This window comes from Polaromonas sp. P1_A2 (genome assembly GCF_056406895.1).
In genome coordinates this window covers 32,318-55,808 of the sequence record NZ_JBFTZI010000003.1, presented here as the reverse complement: position 1 = coordinate 55,808, position 23,491 = coordinate 32,318, and the positions used below count along the sequence as shown (strand labels likewise).

The following is a 23,491-nucleotide window of genomic DNA, read 5'->3' as shown; positions in this document are numbered from 1 at the left end:
GCCTAGCGGTGCTTGTCCGGCAAGGCGCGCACGCAGGCCACAAAATGGTCCCAGCTGGCCTGCACTTCCTTGACGCGCACGCCTTTGTCGAGCACCGCGCCGCAGGCGGCTTCGGCGCGCCGCACCACCTTGGTCAGGGCGCTGGCCGGCAAGGGAGGGATCTGCGCGCGCAGGCTGTCTGCCTTGCTGCGCATCTGGGCGATGGCGTCCTTGGCCAGGGTCTTGTTGCCGGCGCAGGCGATCATGCCAATCATCTCGGCCATTTCGCCAAAGGCCGGGTCGAGGTTCCAGAGCGCCGCCGTGCCCAGCGCCAGCACCCACAGGCGCTTGTTGCGCGTCGGCGCGGCGGCAGCCTGGCCGCCGTCGCCTGGCTGCGGGCCGGCGGGTTGGGTTTCGGGAGGGGAGGGATTCTTCATGGACGGCATGTCTTGTATAGACAAGGCAATATTCTGCCCGAGTCGCCTGGCCGCGCCGGCCCGGGCCGGCAAAACCCGGTTTTGCGCCAAGGAAAGCGTTGACAGCCGAATAAAGAGGGGCGATTCAGCCGCCATCGACCCAGCCGGCAATGCGCCTGCAGACCCAGTCCGCATCATCATGCGGCAGGTCGTGGCCGGCCCAGGGGTGCACGTGGTGGGCGGCCTGCCAGGCCTGGGCCAGCCGGGCCGAGCAGCGCGGGTGCACCAGGTGGTCGGCCGCCGACGACAGCACCAGGGCCGGGCAGGCGGGCGGTGCGGCCATGCTGGAGGCGGCCGCAGCCTTGAGCTGGCGCCAGGCGTTGGCGATGCTCACGGGTGCATCCTGGCGGATGCGGGTCCATGCGGCGATGTCCTGCTCCAGCGAGGCCGCGCGGTTGCAGGTGATGCGGTGGATCACGCGCTCGGCATGCTCCGCGTCGCCCCAGCGCACCGCTACCAGCGCCAGCGGCAGCCAGTTGCCGGGGCGCAGGCGTTCGCTCGCGCGGCCCAGCGGCCGCATGCTGGTGTTGACCAGCACCAGCCGCTCGATTTCCTGCGGATAACGCTGTGCCCAGTCGGCGGCCACCATGGCGCCCAGCGACATCGCCACCAGGCTGTAGGGCGGCGCAATCCCGCGCTGGCGCAGCTGTTCGCGCGCGAAGCCGGCCATGGCGCCCACCGTGGCCGGCGAGGCTTCGCGGCAGAACGCGCCGTTGCCCGGCAAGTCCAGCGCCAGCACGCGGGTGGCGGCGCTGGCCGAGCCCGGCAAGGCGCGCGCCAGCCGCTCGGCGAAATCGCCCCAATGCCGCGCCTCGCGGGTCAGGCCCCTGAGCAGCACCCAGCTCATGCGAGCACCCGCCTGGGCCGCCAGTGCGCCGTGGCCAGCCGTGCGAGCTGAGTGCGCCGCTCGTCCGAGGGCAGCCAGTTCGGCGCGGCAAAGGCGGCGCGCGTGAGGAAGTCCAGCAAGTCCGCATGGCGGCGCAGCACGCGTTTGGTGCGGTGCGCCTTCATGGGGTTGAAGATGCCGTGCCGCGAAAACAGCTGGCGCGGGTTCTTGCGTATCCACAGCCAGGAGCCCAGCTCCAGCGTCATCGGCAGGAACACATGGCGCGGCGGCGAGTGGTCGTAAGCATGGTCCCAGAGGTCGCCGTGCAGCAGGTACTGGTTGCTCTGCGGCTCGAAGCTGTAGGCGTGGTGCGGGTGCGACTGCTCCAGCATGGTCCGCAGCGCGAACATCTCGGGCAGGTGCGCCATCAGCCGGCGCGTCTTGGCATAGGGAAACCACAGGCTGTCGTCAAAACCGTAGCCCGAATGGCAGTCCAGCGCCAGGCTGAAGGGGCGGCTGGCCAGCTGCTCGCTCACCACCCGCAGCAAGGCCGCGCTTTCGGCCTCCATGGGCGCGCCGGGCCGGCCGCAGTACCAGGGCAGCAGGGGGCTGATGGTCTGTCCGCCGGCGAGAAAGGGTACATGGCTTTCGGCTCGCTGCGGCGCGTTGCGCATCAGGTCCACGCCCTGCGGATTGGCGCGCTTGTGCGCCCACATGCCGCCCGGGTTCACGATGGGCATGAAGACCAGCCGGATTTTTTCGAGCTGGCGGTGCAGCAGCTCGTCCCACTCCAGGCGAAACAGCAGCGCGCGCAGGTAGTGCAGGATCAGCTGAGTGCCTATGCGCTCCAGCCCGTGGATGCCGCCGAAAAAACCGACGGCCGGCGCCTGCGGGTCGGCCGAGCCTATGCTGGCCGTGTAGAGCGGAAACGAGGGCCCGGCCGTGTGCGCCTCGGCCACCACCGCCACGTCGAAGTGGGCGCTGCCCGCCAGCAGGATGGCCTTGAGTTCCTCGAGCTCCGCAAAACTCGCGGCCGCGTCGCGCGCCGGCGTCAGGCTGTAGGGGCTGTGCAGGCTGCGGGGGCTCTGCACGGCGGCGGTCGGCGGCGGGATTTCCATCCCTGACATGCTGGCACAGTTGTTTGACAGTGCGCTACATGCCGGCCGGGTTTTTTGTATCGAATGCCCTTCAGCTTCCGGTTCGCTGCTCGATCGCGGAAATCACCTGGCGCATGGCCTTGTTGACCGGCTTATCGCCGCGCATGACCAGCGCCAGCGTTCTTTGCAGCCGCGGGTAGAGCGGGTGCACGGCCAGTTCGGGGTGCTGGCCCGGACCGGTCACCGCCATGGCCGGCAGGATGCTGCAGCCCAGGCCGGCGGCCACCATCTCCTTGATGGCCTCCACGCTGCCCAGTTCCATCACGGGCCTGGGCGCATGGCCGGCATCGCGAAACCACTGGTCGATGATCACGCGGGTATTGGCCGCCGGCTCGAACAGCACCAGTTCGCGTTTGGCCAGGAAGGCCGGTGTGATCCTGGCGGGCAAGCCCGTCTCGCGCCTGGGAATGACCGCCACAAACTCGTCGTTCAGCATCGGCGTGGTGACCAGCGCGCGGCGCTTGACGGGCAGGGTCACCAGCGCCATGTCCATGGTGTTGCCTTCCACCGCCTTGACGAAGTCGGCGGTATTGCCGGTGCTGACCAGCACGCTGAGATTGGGGAAACGTACACGCAAGGAGCGCAGGATGTGCGGCAGCAGGTAGAGGCAGGCCGTCGCGCCGGTGCCCAGCGTCACGCGGCCGGTGACGTCGGCCGAATGCGCGGCCATGGCCGTCATCACGCCTTCCACCGCCGAATCCACATGCCGGATCTGCGCCAGCAAGTCCAGCCCCGCCGGCGTGGGCGCGGCCCGGCGCGCCACGCGCTCGACCAGGCGCACGCCCAGCCGCTGCTCCAGCTGCCGCACCTGCAGGCTGATGGCCGGCTGCGACAGGCCCAGCCTTTCGGCCGCGCCCGAAAAGCTGCCGGTTTCGATGATGAGCGCGTAGGTACGCAGGTGGTCAAGGTTGAGCATACAAAGAAATTCTAATGAAAATCATAAGTTTCCACATATTTACTTATGCTGGACCTTGCGCAACCATGGCGGCATGCAGCATCTTTCTTCACAGACTCTTCTTGCGCCCTCCGCCAGTCCCGGGGCCGGCGCGCTGTCCATACGACCCTGCGCCGAGAGCGACATGGCGGCGGTCCAGGCCATCTATGCCCACTATGTGGCGACCAACCTGGCCACCTTCGAACTCGAGCCGCCCGGCCTGGAGCAGATGCGTGTGCGCCGCGCCGACATCCTGCGCGGCGCTTATCCCTACCTGGTGGCGCTACGCGATGGCGAGGTCGTGGGTTATGCCTATGGCAGTGCTTACCGTTCGCGGCCGGCCTACCGGCATACGGTGGAGGATTCGATTTATGTCGCACCCGGCATGCGCCAGGCCGGCGTCGGCAGCGCCTTGCTGCGCGAACTGATCCGCGAGTGCGAGCAGCGCGGTTTCCGGCAGATGGTGGCCGTGGTCGGCAACAGCGCCAACACCGGCTCGCTGCGGGTGCATGAGGCGCAGGGTTTTGTCCGTGTCGGCACGCTGGGCTGCGTGGGCTACAAGTTCGGCCAGTGGGTGGACACGGTGTTGATGCAGCGCGCGCTGGGCGACGGCGCGGCCTCGCCCGGTGGCCTGCCACCGCCCCAGGCGCTTCAGTCGGCCGGCGCGATCACCACGTCCGACAGCGGATACGCCACGCAGGGCAGGATATAGCCCGCTTTTTTTTCCTCGGCGCTCAGGCCCGGCCATTCGATGCGGTAGTGCACGCTGCCGGCGGCCAGCCGGCGTATGCAGGTGCGGCAGGTGCCGTTGCGGCAGGAACTGGCCGGCGCCAGCCCCGCCAGCTCGGCGGCCTCCAGCAGCGGCAGCATGGCCGGCGCCTCAAACACAGGGCCGTCCGGCGCCATGCGTGCGCTGAAGATCCGGCTTTGTTCTTCTTTTGGGCCGCTGGTGGGCATGGGAGATGAAACCTGGGGGGTGAAAACGGGCGGAAAAGGGCGGGAGTAGCGCGGGAGTAGTGCTGAATTTACCCCAGAAGCGCCCTGAGGCCCGCAGGGAGAGCGGCACAGGCCGCGATTTGCGCGACAATTCCGCTCCCCCCGAATATTTTCCGTACCGATTCACCAGCAAGCGATTTTTCATGTCCAGTTATTCCATCCGTCCTGCCACGTCCCGCGACGCCAAAGCCATCGCCGAAATCCATGTCGCCACCTGGCAAGCCGCCTATAAGGATCTCCTGCCCGAGGATTACCTCGCCAAGATCACCGTCGAAAAACGCCAGGCCTACTGGCGCGAAGCCATCGAATTCAGCGAACCCCAACTGCTGGTGGCCACCGAAGGCGAACAGGTCGTGGGTTTTGTCGGCTTCGACCGCTCCCGCGACGCCGGCACCAAATCCACCGTAGGCGAAATCTGGGCCTTGTATGTGCAGCCCGAACACTGGCGCAAAGGCGCAGGCCTGGCCCTCTGGGACGGCGCGCGCGAAGGACTGAAGGACGAGGGCTGCACGCAGGTCACGCTGTGGGTGCTGTTGCGTAATGAACGTGCTTTGGCGTTTTACGAGCACGCCGCGGGGTTCAAGAGGGAGATGCCCTCCCTCAAGACTGTGGCGTTTGGGAGTGCGAAGCTTGAGGAGATTCGCCTCAAACGTACAGTGGATTGAGGCCGGGTCTCGCCCCGGCGGGCGACTTACTTTCTTTTGCTTCGCCAAAAGAACGTAAGCAAAGAAAAGGCGACCCGCAGTCTGGGTCCCCTCCGCTGCGCTGCGGGGCAACCTGCGGTGCTCGACTACGGCGGGGTCTCGCGCAAACTCGCCTTCGGCTCAAACAAGCGCGATCCCTGATCCGCCTACGTCTGCGCTCCTCGGCCCAGCCAGGACGGGGCAATCGAGAGCGGGAACCGAATACCAAAAGACAAAGAAGACCAATACAAACAAGGACACGCCATGGCGTGTCCTTGTTTCTTCAGGTATTCGGTATTGGTATTTGTATTTTTCTCCCACCCCTTGTGTATGCGCCGAGGAGCGCAGGGCCAGACGGATCAGGGCTGGCGTTGTCTGAGCGAAGCGCAGCGTAGCGAGTTTAGCCAGACCCCGGCTGGACCGAGCACCGCAGGTTGCCCGTAGCGAAGCGAAGGGACGCAGACACCAGGGTCGCCTTTTCTTTTGCTTACTTTTCTTTGGCGAAGCAAAGAAAAGTGAGTTGCCGCCGGGCAACCCCGGCCAGCAAGCCTCAGCAGAGAAAACAGAAAGACGAAGAGAGGAGAAGGAGAGACGGGGGAGAGCGCGCTCGGCCGGAGCAAGACCCGGCCTCAAGAAGGAACATTCACAACCCGCTCATCATCCGGAATGAGCGGCGTCCCCTCATCGGGCTCCACCGGCAACTCCAGGCCTTCATCGTCTTCCGCGGCTTCTTCGGGTGGGCCGTAGCGGGGCTGGCCGTTGTCGCTCAGGCGGGATTTTGGGGTGCGTTTTGCATTCCTGGACATGAAACTCTCCTTGGGTCCGGATGAGGTTTTGGTCAGGCCTTGATGATGGAGGTCTGTGCGGCGCGGCCTGCCAAGCCAAGTGACCGTTCTCCTGTCAGTCCGGTCCGACAGCCGGCCGGGCCTTGCAACACTCTCTTGTCCTACATGCAGCCAGTCCGGCCGCGCACAGCCCGCTGTCTGGGTTGTGCCTACAGTGGTCGGACTTGCCGGATGATCTTTCGATGGCCTTTGGCACCGGCAACGCGACATCCGTATTTTGTGGAATTTTTTTGAAAGAAGCACCATGGACAAAACCACAGCATCGCCCGCCGGCGGCAATCCCATCCAGCGCGGCGTCGAGTCCGCCGGCGCGGCGCTTCACAGCGGCATCGACAAGGTGGCCGATCCGGCGCGCAGCGCGGTGGACCGCGCTTCCTCGGCGGCGCACCAGGGCGTCGATAAATTGGCCGGCACCGCCAGCCATGTGGCCGACCGTTTCGCCGACCAGACGCGCCGCATCAGCGAAGCACCGGCGCACGCGCTGGAAGTCTCGAAATCCTGGGTGCAGGAAAGGCCGCTGGAAGCCGTGGGTGCAGCCCTGGCCCTGGGCTTTATCCTGGGACGATTGACCGCGCGCTGAGTCTGCGCCCCCTGCCCGGAAAAGCCGCCTGCGGGCGGCTTTTCTTTTGCCGCCATGGAAGTTAGGTAAAGTGGCGGCTCTTCCTCGGTGCGCCATAAGTACAACGCCATGCGCCGGATGCCTTTCCCACACTGCTGCGGCCTGACGCCGCGGCCCTGACGAAAAAGAACACCATGGCCAGCAGCCTGCTTGCATTGATTGACGACATTGCCACCGTGCTCGACGACGTGGCGCTGCTCTCCAAAGTCGCCGCCAAAAAAACCGCCGGCGTACTCGGCGACGACCTGGCGCTCAATGCCCAGCAGGTTGCCGGCGTCAGGGCCGATCGCGAACTGCCGGTGGTCTGGGCCGTAGCCAAGGGCTCCTTCATCAACAAGGCCATCCTGGTGCCGGCGGCGCTGGCCATCAGTGCCTTTGCGCCCTGGGCGGTGACGCCGTTGCTGATGGTGGGTGGTGCCTTTCTTTGCTACGAGGGTTTTGAAAAACTCGCGCACAAATTTCTACACAGCGCACATGAGCAGGCGGCCGAGCACGAGGCGCTGGCCGCCGCGCTGTCCAATCCCGCCGTCGACCTGGTGGCGCTGGAAAAGGACAAGATCAAGGGCGCAGTGCGCACCGACTTCATCCTGTCGGCCGAGATCATCGCGATCACGCTGGGCACGGTGCAGGCCAGCCCCTTTGTGACCCAGGTCGCGGTGCTTTGCGGCATTGCCGTGGCCATGACGGTCGGTGTTTACGGCCTGGTGGCGGGCATCGTCAAGCTCGACGACGGCGGGCTTTACCTGAGCCGGCGCACGGGCGAGGGCGCCTGGCCGCGCCTGCAGCGCAGCGGGGGCGAGGCCATCCTGTGGGCCGCGCCCTGGCTCATGAAGGGGTTGTCGCTGGCCGGCACGGCCGCGATGTTCCTGGTGGGCGGCGGCATACTCACGCACGGCTTCGCGCCCCTGCACCACCTGATTGAAACGCTCACACAGCAAGTGGCAACCGGTGCCGGCGCATTCCTGGCCGCGCTCACGCCGCTGCTGATGGATGCGCTGGTCGGCCTGGTGGCGGGTGCGCTGGTGCTGCTGCTGGTCGGCCTGGCCAAACGCCTGCGGCCGCGCGCCTAGGCTACTGGTCCCCGGATTTGCGGGCCGGTTTGTCGTCCGGCGATTCGCGCTGGCCGTCGCCGGCTTCGCCCGCGGGCTGTTCGTCGTTCACCGGAAAAGGCCAGCGCCCTTTTTGCCGGGGCGGCGTAGGCAGCACGGCTTCCCGTGCCCGCTGCTCCAGGGCCTTGCGGCTTTCGGCATCGGGCGCGGGGGCTTTTAATCTTGGCATGTGAGGTCTTTCGCAGGCAGTACAGGACGAATCCAGGAGGACGGATCGGACAGGCCTTCACCTTAATCGGCGAATGCCGCTCGCCCTGTAGGCTGTCAGTGACGCCGGCTGTAGGAGATGCCGGGCCGGTGGCGGCTACTCGACCAGTGCTTCGGCAAGGAGCTGCGCGCGAACGGCGCGGCCCGGCAGGCTGCTTTTGCGCTGGATCAGGTCGTGCCGGGCGAACAGGTCGGCGATCCAGTCGACAAAGACGCGCACCTTGTTGCTCAGGTGGCGGTTCGGCGGGTAGACCACGTGAATCGGCTTGGCCGCGGAGCACCAGCCGTTGAACAGCGGCTCCAGCGCGCCGCTGCTGATGTGCTGCTGTACCAGGAAGGTGACCGTCTGCAGGATGCCCAGCCCGGCCAGCGCCGCCGCCACGCCGGCGTTCGAGTCGTTGACAGAGAGCTGGTGGTAGCCCTCGACCTCCACACTTTCGCCGTCCTTGTGCAGCGTCACGCCGTAGAGCTTGCCGTCGCGCGGCGAAACATAGCGGATCAGCCTGTGCCCATGCGCGAGTTCCTGCGGATGTTGCGGTGTTCCATGGCGCTTGAGGTAAGCCGGCGAGGCGCAGGACATCAAATAGAACTCGCCGATGCGGCGAGCCACCAGCGACTGGTCGGTGATCTCGCCTCCGCGTATCACGCAGTCCACGTTTTCGGCCAGGATGTCTATGGGCCGGTCGCTCACGCCCAGCTCCAGCTGGATGTCGGGGTAGCGCGCATAAAAATCCGGCAGGGCCGGGATCACCACCGCCATACCCAGGGAAGAGGGGATGTCCACCTTGAGCCGGCCGCGCGGGCTGGCCTTGGCGCGCGACATGCTCGATTCGAGTTCTTCCATCTCGCCGAGCAGGCGGCCGGCGCGTTCGTAATACGCCGCGCCGTCAGCCGTGACCGTGACCTTGCGTGTGGTGCGGTTGAGCAGCTTGGTGTCCAGCGACTGCTCCAGCGTCTGGATCAGCCGGGTCACGGTCGGCTTGGGCATGCCCATGGAATCGGCGGCCTTGGTGAAGGTGCCGGCTTCCACGACCCGTACAAAGGCCTGCATTGCGGAAAACTTGTCCATGAAAAGTCCTGTCCTGTGGTCCTGGTAAGGGTCTGTCAATGCACCTGAGGCGCCGCGGGCCGGTGGGCCTGCTGCCTCATCCCCTGTCGGCGGGTGGCCGCGGGGGTCCTGGGGAAAGCCGGGGAGATCCGCGAAGGGAAGTTCGCGGAGAAACTGCGAGGGGCGATTGTGACCATCATGGCGGCTTCCCGTGACGGCCGCCAAATAGCCCTTGGTCCTGTCCGGGTTTTCCCGGAGTCTGTGGACCCTGCCATGGGGGCAAGGCCCACACTTCGCGTCCCAAGCCGTGGCGATGAAGGGGGCAGGGGCTTGCGCGGCAAACAGCCCGGTATGACAGCGTGGGGAGCTCAGGCATACCCCCGATTGTTGCACTGGTGAAATAAAGAATAAACGGAAAGGCTATTTATTAAGTGACACCCCGGGCGTATCTTCTGCTGCATTGCAACAAACCGGAGGCCCTACGCGGTCACGACGATGAAAAGCCAGCAGCCCGCCACGACAGGCGCCGACAAAACCAGCCCCCCGTGGGTCGAAAAGCAGATCCAGCTTGCGCTGAAAAAGCCGCTGGACGTGCGTTTCTACGGCCGCCGCGGCAGCGCGGGCGTGTCGCCACTGGTGCTGCATTTCCACGCGGGTGCCTTTGTGGGCGGCTCGCTGGAAGGCGGCTCCTGCGTGGCCGGGCTGCTGGCCGATGCCGGCGCCGTGGTGATGTCGCTGGACTATCCGCTGGCGCCCGAGCATCCGTTTCCCAGTGCTGTTGAAATGGGCTACGCCGCCCTGGAGTGGGCTTTCAAGGCCCGCCACAAGCTGGCCGGCGCCGGTGCGCCGGTGTTTGTGGCCGGCGAGGAAGCCGGCGGCAATATCGCCGCGGCCGTGGCGCTGATGGCGCGCGACCTGCAGGAGCCGGCCCTGGCCGGGCAGATATTGCTGTCGCCCATGCTGGACCCTTGCCTGGCCACGGCTTCGCTGCGCGACGCCGAAGCCGGCCCGGTCGGCTGCACCTGGGCCGACGGCTGGCACAACTACCTGCCGCGCCTGGAAGACGCCAGCCATCCCTATGCCGCGCCCGGTTCGGCCTTTCGCCTGGCCGGCCTGCCGCCCACGCTGCTGATCACGGCGCAGGACGACCCGCTGCGCGACGAGACGCTGGCCTATGCCGCGCGCCTGCGCGCCGCCGGCCTGGTCGCGCTCGACACGGTGTTGCCGGTTCCCACCGGCTGGCCCTGCAGCTACCTGGAACCGGCCGACCCCAAAAAGGCCTGGGGGCCGCTGCTGCGTGAGCGCTTTGGCCGATTTTTTGCCACCGCGCTGGATGCGCGGACCGCCGCACACGGCGCGGTGGCCTGAGTTTTATCGCCTGTTTTATCGCTTCAATTTTTTCTTTGAGGGAGTTCACCATGCCATTGATTCATCCGGATACCGATCAGCGCCGCGCGCAAGGCCGCGGCGGCTTGATGCCCCTGCACGGGCAGCGTGTTAGGCGCCGCGCGCTTGACCTCAACTTAAGTTGAGGTTTTAGAGTCGCCGGTTTGCCCGACCCTCTTGTTTCCCGATCACTTTTCCATTTATCCGTTTTCTTCATCCATCCCATCTTCGAGAGAATTGACATGCCATCCATACAACTGCATACCCCCAAGCGCCGCCTGCTGGCCGTGGCCCTCGCCGTGCTGGCCGTGACCGGCATTTCCGCCGCCGTGTTCGGCGTCTCCGGCACCCGCGCCCAGTCCGGTCCCGCTGCACCGCAAGCCACCCCCGTCTCGGTCGCCACCGTGGTGCAGAGCGATGTGTCCGCCTGGGACGAGTTCTCGGGCCGGCTGGAGGCGGTCGAGCGCGTGGACGTCCGTTCGCGCGTGGCAGGCACCATCCAGTCCGTGCACTTTCGCGAAGGCGCGCTGGTCAAAAAGGGCGACCTGCTGCTGACCATAGACCCGGCGCCTTATGCCGCCGACGTGGAACGCGCCGATGCGCAGGTCGCCGCCGCCCAGGCCCGGGTCACCCAGGCCAAGGGCGAGCAGGAGCGTTCGCAGCGCCTGTGGAGCGAACAGGCGATTTCCAAGCGTGAATTCGACGAACGCACCAACGGCAAGGGCGAGGCCGAGGCCAATCTGCGCGCCGCGCAGGCGGCCCTGCAGACGGCGCAGCTGAGCCTGGGTTACACCCAGGTGCGCGCGCCGGTCTCGGGCCGCGTCGGCAAGCTCGAAGTGACCGTGGGCAACCTGGTCGCCGCCGGCCCGGGCGCTCCCGTGCTGACCACGCTGGTGTCGGTGAGCCCGATCTATGCGAGTTTTGATGCCGACGAGCAGGTCGTCACCAAGGCCTTGAAGGACGTGGGCGGCAATGGTGGCCCGGCCAGCCGCAACCTCGAGCGCATTCCCGTGCAGATGGGCACCGCCGCCAGCACCGACACGCCCTTCGAAGGCAAGCTGCAACTGGTCGACAACCAGGTCGATGCCAAGAGCGGCACCGTGCGCGCCCGCGCCGTCTTCGACAACAAGGACGGCCAGCTGATGCCCGGCCAGTTCGCGCGCATCCGCATGGGCCAGGCCACCAAGGGCACGGCCTTGCTGATCAACGAACGCGCCGTCGGCACCGACCAGAACAAGAAGTTTGTGCTGGTGGTGGGCGCCGACAACAAGGCGGTCTACCGCGAGGTCACGCTGGGCGCCGCCGTCAACGGCCTGCGCGTGGTCAAGGGTGGGCTCGCCGCCAACGAACGCATCGTCGTCAACGGCCTGCAGCGCATACGCCCCGGCGCGCTGGTCGCGCCGCAAACGGTGGAAATGTCCGCCAAGGCCGAACTCACCGAAAAAGCCGTCAAGGTCGCGGCCAAGTCCTGAGCCGCCCCTTCACCTGAACAAGAAGAATCGCCATGAATCTATCCAAGTTTTTTATTGACCGGCCCATCTTTGCCGGCGTGCTGTCGCTGCTGATGTTCATCGCCGGACTGATCGCGCTGCGCTCGCTGCCGATCGCCGAGTACCCCGACGTGGTGCCGCCCACGGTGGTGGTGCGCGCCAACTACCCGGGCGCCAACCCCAAGGTGATCGCCGAAACCGTGGCCACGCCGCTGGAGGAATCCATCAACGGCGTGGACGGCATGCTCTACATGAGCAGCCAGGCCACCACTGACGGCCTGATGACGCTCAACGTCACCTTCAAGCTGGGCACCGATCCGGACAAGGCGCAGCAGCTGGTGCAGAACCGCGTCTCGCAGGCCGAGCCGCGCCTGCCCGAGGAGGTGCGCCGACTGGGCATCACCACCATCAAGAGCTCGCCTGACCTCACCATGGTGGTGCATTTGCTCTCGCCCAACGACCGCTACGACATGACCTACCTGCGCAACTACGCGGTGCTCAACGTCAAGGACCGCCTGGCGCGCATCAACGGCGTGGGCCAGGTGCAGCTCTTCGGTTCGGGCGACTACTCGATGCGCGTCTGGCTGGACCCGCAGAAGGTGGCCGAGCGGGGTCTTTCCGCCGGCGACGTGGTGCGCGCCATCCGCGAGCAGAACATCCAGGCCGCCGCCGGCGTGGTGGGTGCTTCGCCCGGCCTGCCTGGCGTGGACATGCAGCTGTCCATCAACGCCCAGGGCCGCCTGCAAAGTGAAGAGGAGTTCGGCGACATCATCGTCAAGACCGACAGGAACGGCGCCGTGACGCGCCTGCGCGATATTTCCCGCCTGGAACTGGGCGCTTCCGATTACGCGCTGCGTTCGCTACTGGACAACAAGCAGGCCGTGGCCGTGCCGGTGTTCGCCGCGCCGGGCTCCAACGCCATCCAGATTTCGGATGACGTGCAGGCCGTGATGAAAGAGCTCAAGAAGAACATGCCCGAAGGCGTGGACTACGAGATCGTCTACGACACCACGCAGTTCGTGCGTTCCTCCATCGAAGCCGTGGTGCACACGCTGCTTGAGGCCGTGGCCCTGGTGGTGCTGGTCGTGATCATCTTCCTGCAGACCTGGCGCGCTTCGGTCATTCCGCTGCTGGCCGTGCCCATTTCCGTCATCGGCACCTTCGCGGTGATGCATCTCTTCGGTTTCTCGATCAACGCGCTCAGCCTGTTCGGGCTGGTGTTGGCCATCGGCATTGTGGTGGACGACGCCATCGTGGTGGTGGAGAACGTGGAGCGCAACATCGAGGCGGGGCTGAGTCCGCGCGACGCCACCTACCGCGCCATGCGCGAGGTGTCCGGGCCCATCATCGCGATTGCCCTGGTGCTGATCGCCGTGTTCGTGCCGTTGGCTTTCATCACCGGCCTGTCGGGCCAGTTTTACAAGCAGTTCGCGCTCACCATCGCCATCTCGACCGTGATTTCGGCCGTCAACTCGCTGACCCTGTCGCCCGCGCTGGCCGCCATGCTGCTCAAGGGCCACGACGCGCCCAAGGACGCGCTGACCCGCGGTATGGACAAGGTCTTCGGCCGCTTCTTCGGCGCCTTCAACAAGGCCTTCAGCCGCGGTTCCGAGAACTACAGCCGCGGCGTCAAGGGCGCGATCTCGCGCAAGGCCATCATGCTGGGCGTCTACCTGGTGCTGGTGCTGGCGACCACGGGCCTGTTCAAGGCCGTGCCCAGCGGCTTTGTGCCCGGCCAGGACAAGCAGTACCTGATCGGCTTCGCGCAGCTGCCCGACGGCGCCACGCTGGACCGTACCGAAGACGTGATCCGCCGCATCAGCGACATCGCGATGAAGCAGCCCGGCGTGGAGCACGCGATTGCCTTCCCGGGCCTGTCGATCAACGGCTTTACCAACAGCTCCAACTCGGGCATCGTGTTTCTGTCCTTGAAGCCCTTTGACCAGCGCAAGAGCGCTGACTTGAGCGCGGGCGCCATCGCCGGGCAGCTCAACGGCAAGTTCAGCGGTATTCAGGAAGCGTTTATCGCGATGTTCCCGCCGCCGCCCGTGCAGGGCCTGGGCACCACCGGCGGCTTCAAGCTGCAGCTGGAAGACCGCGGCTCGCTCGGCTACGCCGCGCTGGACAAGGCCACCAAGGACTTCATGGCCAAGGCCTACCAGACGCCCGAACTGGCCGGCCTGTTCTCGAGCTTCCAGGTCAACGTGCCGCAGCTGTATGCCGACATCGACCGCACCAAGGCGCGCCAGCTCGGCGTGCCGGTGACCGACGTGTTCGACACCATGCAGATCTACCTGGGCAGCCTGTACGCCAACGACTTCAACAAGTTCGGCCGCACCTATTCCGTGCGGGTCCAGGCCGATGCGCCTTACCGCGCCCGCGCCGAAGACATCGGCCTGCTCAAGGTGCGCTCGGCCACCGGCGAGATGGTGCCGCTGTCGGCGCTGATGAAGGTCACGCCCAGCTTCGGCCCGGAACGCGCCATGCGCTACAACGGCTTCCTGTCGGCCGACATCAACGGCGGCGCCGCCCCCGGCTATTCGTCGGGCCAGGCGCAGGATGCGGTTGCCCGCATCGCGGCCGAAACCCTGCCGCCCGGCATCAGCTACGAGTGGACCGACCTGACCTACCAGGAAATCATCGCCGGCAACTCGGCCATGTGGGTGTTCCCGCTGGCGCTGCTGCTGGTCTTCCTGGTGCTGGCCGCGCAGTATGAAAGCCTGACCCTGCCGATCGCCATCGTGCTGATCGTGCCCATGGGCCTGCTGGCCGCCATGCTGGGCGTGAAGCTGACCGGCGGTGACAACAACATCTTCACGCAGATCGGCTTGATCGTGCTGGTGGGGCTGTCGGCGAAGAACGCCATCCTGATCGTGGAGTTCGCACGCGAACTGGAGTTTGCCGGGCGCACGCCGCTGCAGGCCGCGATTGAAGCCAGCCGCCTGCGCCTGCGCCCCATCCTGATGACCTCGCTGGCCTTCATCATGGGCGTGCTGCCCCTGGTGCTGTCGACCGGCGCCGGCGCCGAAATGCGCCATGCCATGGGTGTCGCGGTGTTCTCGGGAATGATTGGCGTGACGGCCTTCGGCCTCTTCCTCACGCCGGTGTTCTATGTCACGCTGCGCCGCCTCACGGGCAACCGGCCGCTCAAGCTGCACGGTGAAGTGCCGCACCTCGAGGCCTTCGCGGGCGCAGGCGGTGCAGGCACGCAGGCACAACCCGCAGCGCCCCTCAAGTTGCACGAATAACAACAAGCATCAAGTACAGGAGTTCATCATGAACCGCACATCGACAAAATTGGGCAGCGCGCTGCTGCCCCTGCTGGCCGCCCTGCTGCTGGCGGGCTGCGCCACCAGCGCCTCGGTAGACCCGGCCAGCATTCCCGCCGCGCCCGCGGCCTACAAGGAAAACGCCGGTGCGGCGGCTGTTGCCACGGCAACGGCCCCGCAATCACAAGGCGCCTGGTGGAAGGTGTTTGCCGACCCGGTGTTGGACCGGCTGGTCGAGCAGGCCGGCCAGAACAACAACAGCGTCAAGGTGGCCGCGGGCCGCCTGGCGCAGGCCCGCGCGATTTTGCGCAACACCGACGCCGACCGCCTGCCGCAAGTGGGTTTGAGCGGCGGCGCGGTGCGCCAGAGCAACATCACCACGAATCGCGTGGCGCAAACCACAGTCACGGCCGCCGCCAATTTTTCGTATGAAGTCGACCTGATCGGCAAGTTGTCGCTCAACTCCGACGCCGCCTCGCTGGACGCGAAGTCCCGCGAAGCCCTGCTGCGCAGCACGCAACTGCTGGTGCAGGCCGATGTGGCGCAAACCTACCTCAACCTGCGTTCGCTCGATACCGAGCGCACCCTGGTGCGCGACACGCTGCAGGCCTACCGCAACACGCTGCGCCTGACGGAAGTGCGCTTCAAGGAAGGCGACGTGGCCGAGCTGGACGTGGCCCGTGTGCGCACCGAGGTGGCCGCCACTGAATCGGAAGCGCTGGCGCTGGACCGCCGCCGCGCCGAACTGGAGCATGCGCTGGCCGTGCTGGTCGGTGAGGTGGCTTCGAATTTTGCCGTCGCGCCCACGGAGTGGTCGACGGCGCTGCCGGTCATCCCGGCTGGCGTGCCCAGCACGGTGCTGGAGCGCCGCCCCGACGTTGCCGCCGCGCAAAGCAGCATGCAGGCCGCGCAGGCCCGCGTGGGCGTTGCCAAGGCCGCCTGGTTCCCGACCTTCTCGCTGACCGGCAACGCCGGTTATGCCGCGCCCGAAATCAAGGACCTGTTCAAGGTCTCAAGCCAGGCCTGGGGTGTGGGCGCTTTGCTGTCGCTGCCGATCTTTGACGGCGGCCGCCGCCAGGCGGGCGTGCAAAACGCGAATGCCGAACTCGACATCGCTCTGGCCAACTACCGCGAGCAGATCCTCGTCGCCTTCAAGGACGTGGAAGACCAGCTCGTGGCCATACGCCTGCTGGCCGAGCAATCCGAAGCGCAGTCGCGCTCCGTGGCCTCGGCCACGCGCGCCACAGTGCTGTCGGATTCACGCTACCGCAACGGCTTTGTCAGCCAGCTCGAGCTGCTGGACGCCCAGCGCAGCGAGCTGCGCAACCGGCGCCAGGCGCTGCAGGTGAAAACCTCGCAGTACCTGGCGACGGTGGGGCTCATCCGGGCTTTGGGCGGCGGCTGGAATACTTGAAAAATAAGCACACCCCTATTGGCGCTCACTTCGTGTAGCGCCCTTTCCCCTTGCTGGGGACGGCGCCTGCGGCCTGGCAATGCCAGTTCCGCGGCCCCTGCTTGTAAAAGCAGGCGCGCCGGGGCGGCCGTGCTCAATTGACCTTGTGTGTTTTGCGCGGGATGAATTCCGCGTGGGGGACGGCGTTGATATTGGGCAGGTTCATGCCGAAGCCGGGCGGCAGGTTGTAGCAGCCATCGAGGAAGACCCCGCCCACGCGCAGCGCTTGCGCCACCAGGCTTTCGGCTTCCTCAGGCCGCCAGGCAAAGCCCGGGGAGAGCCTCACGAAGGAGTAGCGGCAGTGGCCTTCCGACTCGACCAGGGCGAACTCCCTGCCTTGGATCAGCAGGTAGCTGAAGGACCAGTCCTTGCCGTTGATGAGGCTGACCTCCAGAAAATAGGCGTCGCGGCCCGGGTCCACGGCCCAGCTGCGGCGGCTCAGGTCAAACCGGTCCCGTGTGGGGTGGACAAAACCCATCAGCTGCTGCGTGAGTTCCGGTGTGTAGACCGCGTCAAAAGCCTCCTGGTTGATGGGCTTGATTTCAAATGGCATGGTGTTTTTTGACAGGCCTGACAGCGGCCTGTCCTCTCCAGAAGCCGCACCATAGGAGCTTTCGCGGCTGGCGTTGGCCTTGAATGTCCGTGCGTGGAACATTGACGCCGGATTTTTGAAAATAGATGCCGTATGCCGGTTTGGGACACTGCATGCACGACAGCTGGCGCGACCTGAACTTTTACGGAAGTTCGACCCGAAAAGCGGCGATTTTCAGCATTGGCGGGCGGTTTTAAGGCCATTCCGTCCAAACAGGCGGCCGCATCTGTTAAAACACTTGGCTCCCTTTGCTGTGTTTGCCCCTGATGCCTGTTTCAACTCCCGTTTCTGTCTCATCGTCCGAACCCGTTCTGATCCACTGGACGGAGAGCGGCGAGGCGTGTTCCGCGCGCTGGCGCTCCGAGCGCGGCGCGGCGCCGCCCAAGCGCGTGGTGCTGGCCGACGACAGCATGAGCGCCGACGCGGCCTACCGCCTAGCCTGCGAGGGCACGGGGCTGCTGTGGCGCGGCGATTTCCAGAATGCCCGCATGCTGGTGCAGGCGCTGGCGCGCCGTGTCGACAAACCGGCCAAGCCCAAGCGCGACAAGCGCGTCAAAGCCCAAAAGGCCGGGGAGCCCGTAGAGGCCGGCACGCCGGCCCCGGCAACAGTGCCGGTATTTCCGCAAGCGTTTCACCTGCACCGCCAGGCCCAGGCGCAGCGTGCCCGCGTGCTGGGCATGGTGCTGGTTCCGTTTGACGCGGATTACGGCATTCCATTGCGCCGCGCGCCCGATGCAAAAAAAGCGTGCGCCGAAGCCTGGGGTCCCGCCAAGGAAGGAGCGGATTCTTCCGTGGCATCGCTGCGTGAACTCATGGGCTTTATCAGCGCGCATGAATGGCGGCGCAAGGGCGTGCCGATTCCCGCGCTTGGCGAAGACGGGCCGCACAACCGCATCCATCCGCATTACGGCGTGTTCTCGCCGGTGCGCGGCGAATACATAGACCTGGTGGCCCAGGCACCCGTGCCCGAGGGCACGGCCGATCTGCTGGGTTTTGACATAGGCACGGGCACCGGCGTGCTGGCCGCCGTGCTGGCTTTGCGCAGCGGCGTGCAGCGCGTGGTCGCCACCGACCTGGATCCGCGCGCGCTGGCCTGCGCGCGCGACAACCTCAAGCGCCTGGGCTTTCCGCAGGTCGAGGTGCGCGAGGCCGACCTGTTTCCCGAAGGCCGTGCCCACATCGTCGTCTGCAACCCGCCCTGGCTGCCCGCGCGCCCCGGATCGCCGGTCGAGCATGCGGTGTACGACGAAGACAGCCGCATGCTGCTGGGCTTCCTCAAGGGCCTGGCCGCGCACCTGGAACCCGGGGGCGAGGGCTGGCTGATCCTGTCGGACCTGGCCGAGCACCTGGGCCTGCGCACACGCGCCTGGCTGCTGGAGGCGATAGACGCCGCGGGCCTCAAGGTCATAGGCCACCTTGACGCCCAGCCGCAGCATCCCAAGGCCTCCGACGCGGATGACGCGCTGCATGCGGCGCGCGCGGCCGAAGTGACCTCGCTGTGGCGATTGGGCGCCAAACCGCACTGAGGCGCGATGAAGGCTCAAGCGCACGCCACCGTCCTGCTGGCTCCCATGGAGGGGCTGCTGGACTTTGTGCTGCGCGACATCCTCACGCGGGTGGGCGGCATAGACCGCTGCGTCTCCGAATTCATCCGCATCACCGACCAGTTGCTGCCCGAGCGCGTGTTCTTTCGCATCGTGCCCGAACTGCATCACGGCGGCCGCACCTTGGCCGGCGTGCCGGTGCGCGCGCAGCTGCTGGGCTCGGACCCGGGCTGCATGGCCGAGAATGCCGCGCGGCTCGCGGGCCTGGGGCCGGACGGCATAGACCTTAACTTCGGCTGTCCGGCCGCAGTCGTCAACCGACATGGCGGCGGCGCTTCGCTGCTCAGGGAGCCCGAAACCCTGACGGCGGTGGTCGCTGCGGTGCGCCGCGCGGTGCCGGCCCACATGCCGGTGTCTGCCAAGATGCGCCTGGGCTATGAAGACGACACGCGCGCCGTCGAATGTGCGCTCGCGATCGAAGCGGGCGGCGCGGGCGAATTGGTGGTGCACGGCCGCACCAAGGCCCAGGCCTACAGGCCGCCGGCTTACTGGGAACGTATTGCCGACATACGCGCCGCGGTGAAGATTCCGGTGGTGGCCAACGGCGAAATCTGGACGGTGGAGGATGCGCGGCGCTGCCGCGAACTCTCGGGCTGCGACACCCTGATGATTGGCCGCGGCGCGGTGCGCGACCCCGGCCTGGGCCTGGCGATCAAGGCGGACCGGCTGGGCATGCAGGCCGCCGTGGGCTGGCCGGCTTTGTTGCCGCTGGTCGCCGATTTCTGGCGCATCGTCTGCTCACGGATTGAACCGCGCGCGCGGGCGGGGCGGCTCAAGCAGTGGCTGAATTTTTTGCGGCGGCGCTTCCCGGAAGCCGAGGCCGCTTACCAGGCGATCAAGACGGTCAATGACCCGGTGCTGGTCGAGGCCTGGCTGGCCCAGGCGCTGCGGAGCAGAGGGCTTGATGAGCCTGCTGTGTGCCCGCGCGTGCCTGAAACCGTCTAGGTGCGGTCCAAGCACCTGCACGCTGCACGCATGAGCGCAGCCGCTATGCCGCCATCGCCGCGGGGGCCTTGTGCATCAGGCGTACGCGGATTTCAGCCAAGGGCAGGACCTGCGCACCCTGCGCATCAAAATTGTCGGGCGAAAGCCAGCTGTCGAAGGCCTTCTTCAAGAGCGGCCACTCCCCGTCGATGATGGAGAACCAGGCCGTGTCGCGGGTCCTGCTTTTGTAGACGCGGAGCTGCCGGAAAACGCCTTCGAAGCTGAAACCGAGCCGGGTGGCCGCGCTGCGCGACGGTGCATTGAGGTTGTCGCAATTCCATTCATAACGGCGGTAGCCGAGTGTTTCGAAAACCAGCTTCATCAGCAGGTACTGGGCTTCGGTGGAGGCGCGGCTGCGCTGCAGCAGTGGCGAGAAGGTGACGTGCCCGACCTCGATCACGCCGTTGGCGGTATCCATGCGCATCAGCGACAGCGTTCCGACCGCGCGCTGGGTGTCGGTGTCCACAACCGTGTAATGCAAAGGATCGGCGCTGGCCGCGTTGCGCTCGAGGTAGCTGTCGAAATCGCTGCGCCGGGTAAATGGTTCGGGGGCGAGGTAGGTCCAGGCCCGGCCGTCGGGTGCGGCAGCGTAGGCCGTGAACAGGTCGTCGCCATGACGCTTTGGATCCAGCGGTTCAAGGCGGCAGTACCGGCCTTCGAGCGTGATGCTCGGCGGTCTTTGCCTTTCCGTCCAGCCTTGCATGGCCTCACCAATGGGTTGCCCGTAGGCGTTTGTGCGTGTGCTCATCGATGCTCCTGTGAATTTGAGCATTCAGGTTAAGATTTTCGTGGCTCTTCATAAAGTGCCATCAAAACGTTATTTCATAGTGCCACGATCCAGGCCGGCCTGGCTGGTCCGGGCTGACTCCCGTCATTCACATAAGCTTTGCGCCATGCCCTCCACCAAGTCCGCTTCCACGCATTCCGCCCGCCAGGGTTTCCTGAAAGCCCCGCTGGAAAAGGCCCACGCCGAGCCTTTGCAGCGCCAGCTCTACCGCAGGCTCAAAGAGGCCATCCTCAAAGGCCAGCTTGCCGCGGGCAGCCGCCTGCCCGGCTCGCGCGCATTGGCGCAAACCCTGTCGGTCTCGCGCAATACCGTGGTGATTGCCTACGAACATCTTGTTTCCGAGGGTTATCTCCGAGCCGGCCGGCAGGGAAGCACCGTGGCAGCCCTGATGCAGCCGGTCCCGCGGGAAGCGCAGCCCGACGCCGGCGCGCCGTCCCGCGTGGCGCTGCGCTTGTCCCGCATCCGCTCGGGCCCCGCGCGCCTTGATAGCAGAACGGCCTTGCGGCCCGGTGTGCCGGCGCTTTCCCAGTTTCCGCTGGGCGTCTGGCGCAGGATGCTGGACCGCGCAGTGCGTGAGGCCTTGCCGGCAGCGCTGCACTACGGCGACCCTTTCGGCCAGGCCGAACTGCGCACGGCCATTGCGCATCACCTGGCGATCACACGCGGCGTGCATTGCGAGCCGGCGCAAATCATCGTGACCGAAGGCGCGCAGGAGGCGCTTACCTTGTGCGTGCGCCTGCTGAGCAACCCGGGCGACACGGCCTGGGTGGAAGACCCGGGCTACCGCGGCGCCAAGGCCGCCATGCATGCGGGTGACCTGCGTATCGTGCCCAAACGCATGGACGGCGAGGGACTGCAGCTCAGCGCCGCGGACTGGCGTTCGCGCACACCGCGGCTCATCTACACCACGCCCTCACACCAGTACCCCACCGGCGCGGTGATGTCGGTGGCGCGGCGCCTGGCGCTGATTTCTGCCGCACGCCAGCACGGCGCCTGGATTATTGAGGACGACTACGACAGCGAGTTCCGCCACTCCGGTGAGCCCATAGGTGCGATGCAGGGCCTGGTTGCCGATGCGCCGGTGCTCTACGTCGGCACATTTGCTAAAACCATGTTTCCCTCGCTGCGGCTGGGCTTTGTGGTGATGCCCCAGCGCTTGCTGGTCTCGGCGCAGGATGCCCTGCGAGAGATGCTTCGCGGCGGGCACAGCCATGAGCAGCTTGCCATGGCTGCTTTCATCGAATCCGGGCAGTTTGCGCGGCACCTGGGCCGGATGCGAAGGCTGTACCGCGAGCGCCAGCAAGCCCTGCGGGACGCGCTGACGAAGCACCTTCGCGTTCCCCACGTCATTGACGGGGGGTATGGCGGCCTTCACCTGGCAGTCCGTTTGCCACAGGACTTTGCGGACGCAGGCATTGCGGAAGCTGCGTGGCGCCACGGGATGGCCCCCATGCCGCTTTCCTCGTTTGCCATGGCGCCGCAGCCTGAAGACAACGGCCTCGTGCTGGGTTATGGCAATACCGCGATCGAGCTGCTGGATCCCCTTGTCAAACGGCTGTCGCAGCTGGTGCAGATGGCGGGACGCTGAGCCCGGTGCTGGCAGATGCTAGTGCGCTGCCGGGGCAGTGGTGGCGCGTTTGCCGCCCAGCGTCACGTGCGCCGTGGCATAAGCCAGCACGGCGCATCCGGCAATGCCCGCCACCATGGGGCGGGCGCTGCCGTCCGCAAAAAGGCCTACCACCGCCATCACCAGCGCACCGGTCACGAATTGCAGGGTGCCCATCAGGGCCGAGGCTGTGCCGGCGATCGCGCCGTGTTCTTCAAGCGCGAGCACGGCGGTGGTCGGCACCACCAGGCCCAGGAAGCCGTAGCCCACCAGCAGCAGGGCGATCATCACGTCCAGCCGCTCAATGCCGGCCAGGTTGACGAGCAGCAGCAGCGCCATCACGGCCGCATAGCCGGTTACCGCCACCTTCACGATGGGCGCCAGGCCGAAGCGCGCCGCGAGCTTGCCGGTGAACTGCGACGCCCCGATGAAGGAGGCCGCGTTGACCGCGAAGGCGATGCTGTATTGGCGCGGCGTGAGGCCGTAGTGGTCTATCAGCACAAAGGATGAGTTGGCCAGGTAGGCGAAGAAACTCGAGATGCCGAAAGCGCCTATGAAGACCAGGCCCATGAAATGGCGGTCGCGCAGCAGCACGCCGTAGGCCTTGATCGCGCTGCCGAAGCTGCTGTCCACGCGCTGCTCGGGCGGGCGTGTCTCGGGCAGGGTGAAGCCCACCAGCAGCAGGCCGGCGGCGGCGGCCACGGTGACGGCCCAGAACACGCTGCGCCAGCCGAATGATTCGATCAGCAGGCTGCCGGCCAGCGGCGCCAGGATGGGCGAGACGCTGAAGACCAGCATCAGCAGCGACATCAGCCGCGCCGCGTCATGGCCGGTGTGCAGGTCGCGCACGATGGCGCGCGGCACCACCATGCCGGCGCAGGCGCCCAGGCCCTGGATGAAACGCAGCACCACCAGCGTGTGGATGTCCGGCGCCAGCGCACAGCCTATGCTGCCCGCGGCAAACAGCAGCAGGCCGAAGTACAGCGGCGCCTTGCGGCCCACCATGTCGGACACCGGGCCGTAAACAATCTGGCCTATGCCCAGCGAAATGAAGAAAGCCATCAGGCTGGCCTGCACCGCGCCCATGGAGGCGCCCAGGGTCTGCCCTATGGAGGGCAGGGCGGGCAAATACATGTCAATGGCGAAGGGGCCGATGGCGGACAGCAAACCCAGCACCAGGGCTGCCCGGTAGAAACTTTTGGTCATGAATGGAAGTGGATCAGGCCGCCCGTGCGTTAAAAAACCAAGGGTCTGGCCCTTGCACGAAAGCGGTTTTGTGAAAGCCACCAGGGCCGCTGCCGTGGCTGCAAAAAAATACTTGGCGCTATTGTCGCCGACCTCGGGCAGTCGCGCTGGCGGGTGGCCCGGATGTGACCCAAGCGGGTGCCCTGTCAGGCCTGACAGGGCCGAACGGACCTGAAATGTAAGCAGCCCCTAGGTG

Annotated in this window: 21 protein-coding genes and 1 pseudogene; 11 read left to right on the top strand and 11 right to left on the bottom strand. The window is 66.3% G+C overall.

The window, feature by feature from the left end; genetic code table 11:
• Positions 1 to 2: 2 nt before the first annotated feature.
• The 4 genes from AC1D09_RS12270 to AC1D09_RS12255 all read right to left on the bottom strand — a co-directional run bounded on the left by AC1D09_RS12270 (position 3) and on the right by AC1D09_RS12255 (position 3,354).
• Positions 3 to 416: a hypothetical protein gene (locus AC1D09_RS12270; RefSeq protein ID WP_477661777.1), complete on the bottom strand. Its 414-nt coding sequence runs from the start codon at positions 414 to 416 to the stop codon at positions 3 to 5.
• Between the two features lie 124 nt (positions 417 to 540).
• Positions 541 to 1,302 (bottom strand): alpha/beta fold hydrolase, encoded by a 762-nt coding sequence (locus AC1D09_RS12265; protein ID WP_477661776.1) that lies wholly within the window; start codon positions 1,300 to 1,302, stop codon positions 541 to 543.
• On the bottom strand, positions 1,299 to 2,399 hold the full coding sequence (locus AC1D09_RS12260; RefSeq protein ID WP_477661775.1) for a M14 family zinc carboxypeptidase: 1,101 nt from the start codon (positions 2,397 to 2,399) through the stop codon (positions 1,299 to 1,301). The genes AC1D09_RS12265 and AC1D09_RS12260 overlap by 4 nt, the downstream gene beginning before the upstream one ends.
• A gap of 70 nt (positions 2,400 to 2,469) precedes the next feature.
• On the bottom strand, positions 2,470 to 3,354 hold the full coding sequence (locus AC1D09_RS12255) for a LysR family transcriptional regulator (protein WP_477661774.1): 885 nt from the start codon (positions 3,352 to 3,354) through the stop codon (positions 2,470 to 2,472).
• Between the two features lie 163 nt (positions 3,355 to 3,517).
• On the opposite strand from AC1D09_RS12255, the gene AC1D09_RS12250 reads away from it, so the two are divergent.
• Entirely contained in the window at positions 3,518 to 4,084 is a 567-nt protein-coding gene (locus AC1D09_RS12250; protein WP_477701073.1) for an N-acetyltransferase family protein, read from the top strand.
• Here AC1D09_RS12250 and AC1D09_RS12245 read toward each other — a convergent pair.
• The gene (locus AC1D09_RS12245; protein WP_477661772.1) at positions 4,024 to 4,329 is read right to left on the bottom strand and encodes a 2Fe-2S iron-sulfur cluster-binding protein; all 306 of its coding nucleotides are present in this window, start codon (positions 4,327 to 4,329) and stop codon (positions 4,024 to 4,026) included. The genes AC1D09_RS12250 and AC1D09_RS12245 overlap by 61 nt on opposite strands.
• Before the next feature lie 182 nt (positions 4,330 to 4,511).
• Between AC1D09_RS12245 and AC1D09_RS12240 the strand changes: the two genes are divergently transcribed.
• Complete coding sequence (locus AC1D09_RS12240) at positions 4,512 to 5,033, top strand: N-acetyltransferase family protein (protein ID WP_477661771.1); 522 nt, start codon at positions 4,512 to 4,514, stop codon at positions 5,031 to 5,033.
• Positions 5,034 to 5,680: 647 nt separating this feature from the next.
• Here the strand turns inward: AC1D09_RS12240 and AC1D09_RS12235 are convergent.
• Entirely contained in the window at positions 5,681 to 5,857 is a 177-nt protein-coding gene (locus AC1D09_RS12235) for a hypothetical protein (RefSeq protein ID WP_477663537.1), read from the bottom strand.
• A 283-nt stretch (positions 5,858 to 6,140) separates the two neighbouring features.
• Between AC1D09_RS12235 and AC1D09_RS12230 the strand changes: the two genes are divergently transcribed.
• Together AC1D09_RS12230 and AC1D09_RS12225 are read left to right on the top strand one after the other, a co-directional pair.
• Complete coding sequence (locus tag AC1D09_RS12230) at positions 6,141 to 6,476, top strand: ElaB/YgaM/YqjD family protein (protein ID WP_074577752.1); 336 nt, start codon at positions 6,141 to 6,143, stop codon at positions 6,474 to 6,476.
• Positions 6,477 to 6,649: 173 nt separating this feature from the next.
• Positions 6,650 to 7,585, top strand: a complete 936-nt coding sequence (locus AC1D09_RS12225) for a DUF808 domain-containing protein (RefSeq protein ID WP_477663536.1) — start codon at positions 6,650 to 6,652, stop codon at positions 7,583 to 7,585.
• Between the two features lies 1 nt (position 7,586).
• On the opposite strand, the gene AC1D09_RS12220 is transcribed toward AC1D09_RS12225, so the two are convergent.
• Positions 7,587 to 7,793, bottom strand: coding sequence for a hypothetical protein (locus AC1D09_RS12220; protein WP_477663535.1), 207 nt, complete (start codon positions 7,791 to 7,793; stop codon positions 7,587 to 7,589).
• Between the two features lie 135 nt (positions 7,794 to 7,928).
• A complete protein-coding gene (locus tag AC1D09_RS12215; protein WP_477663534.1) occupies positions 7,929 to 8,900 on the bottom strand; it encodes a LysR family transcriptional regulator in 972 nt (323 codons plus the stop codon).
• Positions 8,901 to 9,374: 474 nt separating this feature from the next.
• Between AC1D09_RS12215 and AC1D09_RS12210 the strand changes: the two genes are divergently transcribed.
• The 4 genes from AC1D09_RS12210 (at position 9,375) to AC1D09_RS12195 (ending at position 16,438) form a co-directional block, all read left to right on the top strand.
• Positions 9,375 to 10,247 carry an alpha/beta hydrolase gene (locus tag AC1D09_RS12210; RefSeq protein ID WP_477663533.1) on the top strand — a complete coding sequence of 291 codons (873 nt, stop codon included), beginning with the start codon at positions 9,375 to 9,377 and terminating at the stop codon, positions 10,245 to 10,247.
• Positions 10,248 to 10,507: 260 nt separating this feature from the next.
• Entirely contained in the window at positions 10,508 to 11,737 is a 1,230-nt protein-coding gene (locus AC1D09_RS12205) for an efflux RND transporter periplasmic adaptor subunit (protein WP_074577332.1), read from the top strand.
• A 32-nt stretch (positions 11,738 to 11,769) separates the two neighbouring features.
• Positions 11,770 to 15,003, top strand: coding sequence for an efflux RND transporter permease subunit (locus tag AC1D09_RS12200; protein ID WP_477663532.1), 3,234 nt, complete (start codon positions 11,770 to 11,772; stop codon positions 15,001 to 15,003).
• Between the two features lie 28 nt (positions 15,004 to 15,031).
• Positions 15,032 to 16,438 carry an efflux transporter outer membrane subunit gene (locus tag AC1D09_RS12195; RefSeq protein WP_477663531.1) on the top strand — a complete coding sequence of 469 codons (1,407 nt, stop codon included), beginning with the start codon at positions 15,032 to 15,034 and terminating at the stop codon, positions 16,436 to 16,438.
• Between the two features lie 133 nt (positions 16,439 to 16,571).
• On the opposite strand, the gene AC1D09_RS12190 is transcribed toward AC1D09_RS12195, so the two are convergent.
• Positions 16,572 to 17,030 carry a hypothetical protein gene (locus AC1D09_RS12190; RefSeq protein ID WP_477663530.1) on the bottom strand — a complete coding sequence of 153 codons (459 nt, stop codon included), beginning with the start codon at positions 17,028 to 17,030 and terminating at the stop codon, positions 16,572 to 16,574.
• Between the two features lie 305 nt (positions 17,031 to 17,335).
• On the opposite strand from AC1D09_RS12190, the gene AC1D09_RS12185 reads away from it, so the two are divergent.
• Positions 17,336 to 18,595: a methyltransferase gene (locus tag AC1D09_RS12185; protein WP_477663529.1), complete on the top strand. Its 1,260-nt coding sequence runs from the start codon at positions 17,336 to 17,338 to the stop codon at positions 18,593 to 18,595.
• A gap of 6 nt (positions 18,596 to 18,601) precedes the next feature.
• Positions 18,602 to 19,618, top strand: a complete 1,017-nt coding sequence (locus AC1D09_RS12180; protein WP_477663528.1) for a tRNA-dihydrouridine synthase — start codon at positions 18,602 to 18,604, stop codon at positions 19,616 to 19,618.
• 85 nt (positions 19,619 to 19,703) lie between these two features.
• Here AC1D09_RS12180 and AC1D09_RS12175 read toward each other — a convergent pair.
• A pseudogene (locus AC1D09_RS12175) lies at positions 19,704 to 20,405 on the bottom strand (GNAT family N-acetyltransferase); the annotation flags it as partial.
• A gap of 145 nt (positions 20,406 to 20,550) precedes the next feature.
• Here AC1D09_RS12175 and pdxR point away from each other — a divergent pair.
• On the top strand, positions 20,551 to 22,032 hold the full coding sequence (pdxR, locus tag AC1D09_RS12170; protein WP_477663527.1) for a MocR-like pyridoxine biosynthesis transcription factor PdxR: 1,482 nt from the start codon (positions 20,551 to 20,553) through the stop codon (positions 22,030 to 22,032).
• An 18-nt stretch (positions 22,033 to 22,050) separates the two neighbouring features.
• Here the strand turns inward: pdxR and AC1D09_RS12165 are convergent, their stop codons facing one another.
• The gene (locus AC1D09_RS12165; protein ID WP_477663526.1) at positions 22,051 to 23,256 is read right to left on the bottom strand and encodes a multidrug effflux MFS transporter; all 1,206 of its coding nucleotides are present in this window, start codon (positions 23,254 to 23,256) and stop codon (positions 22,051 to 22,053) included.
• Positions 23,257 to 23,491: the final 235 nt, after the last annotated feature.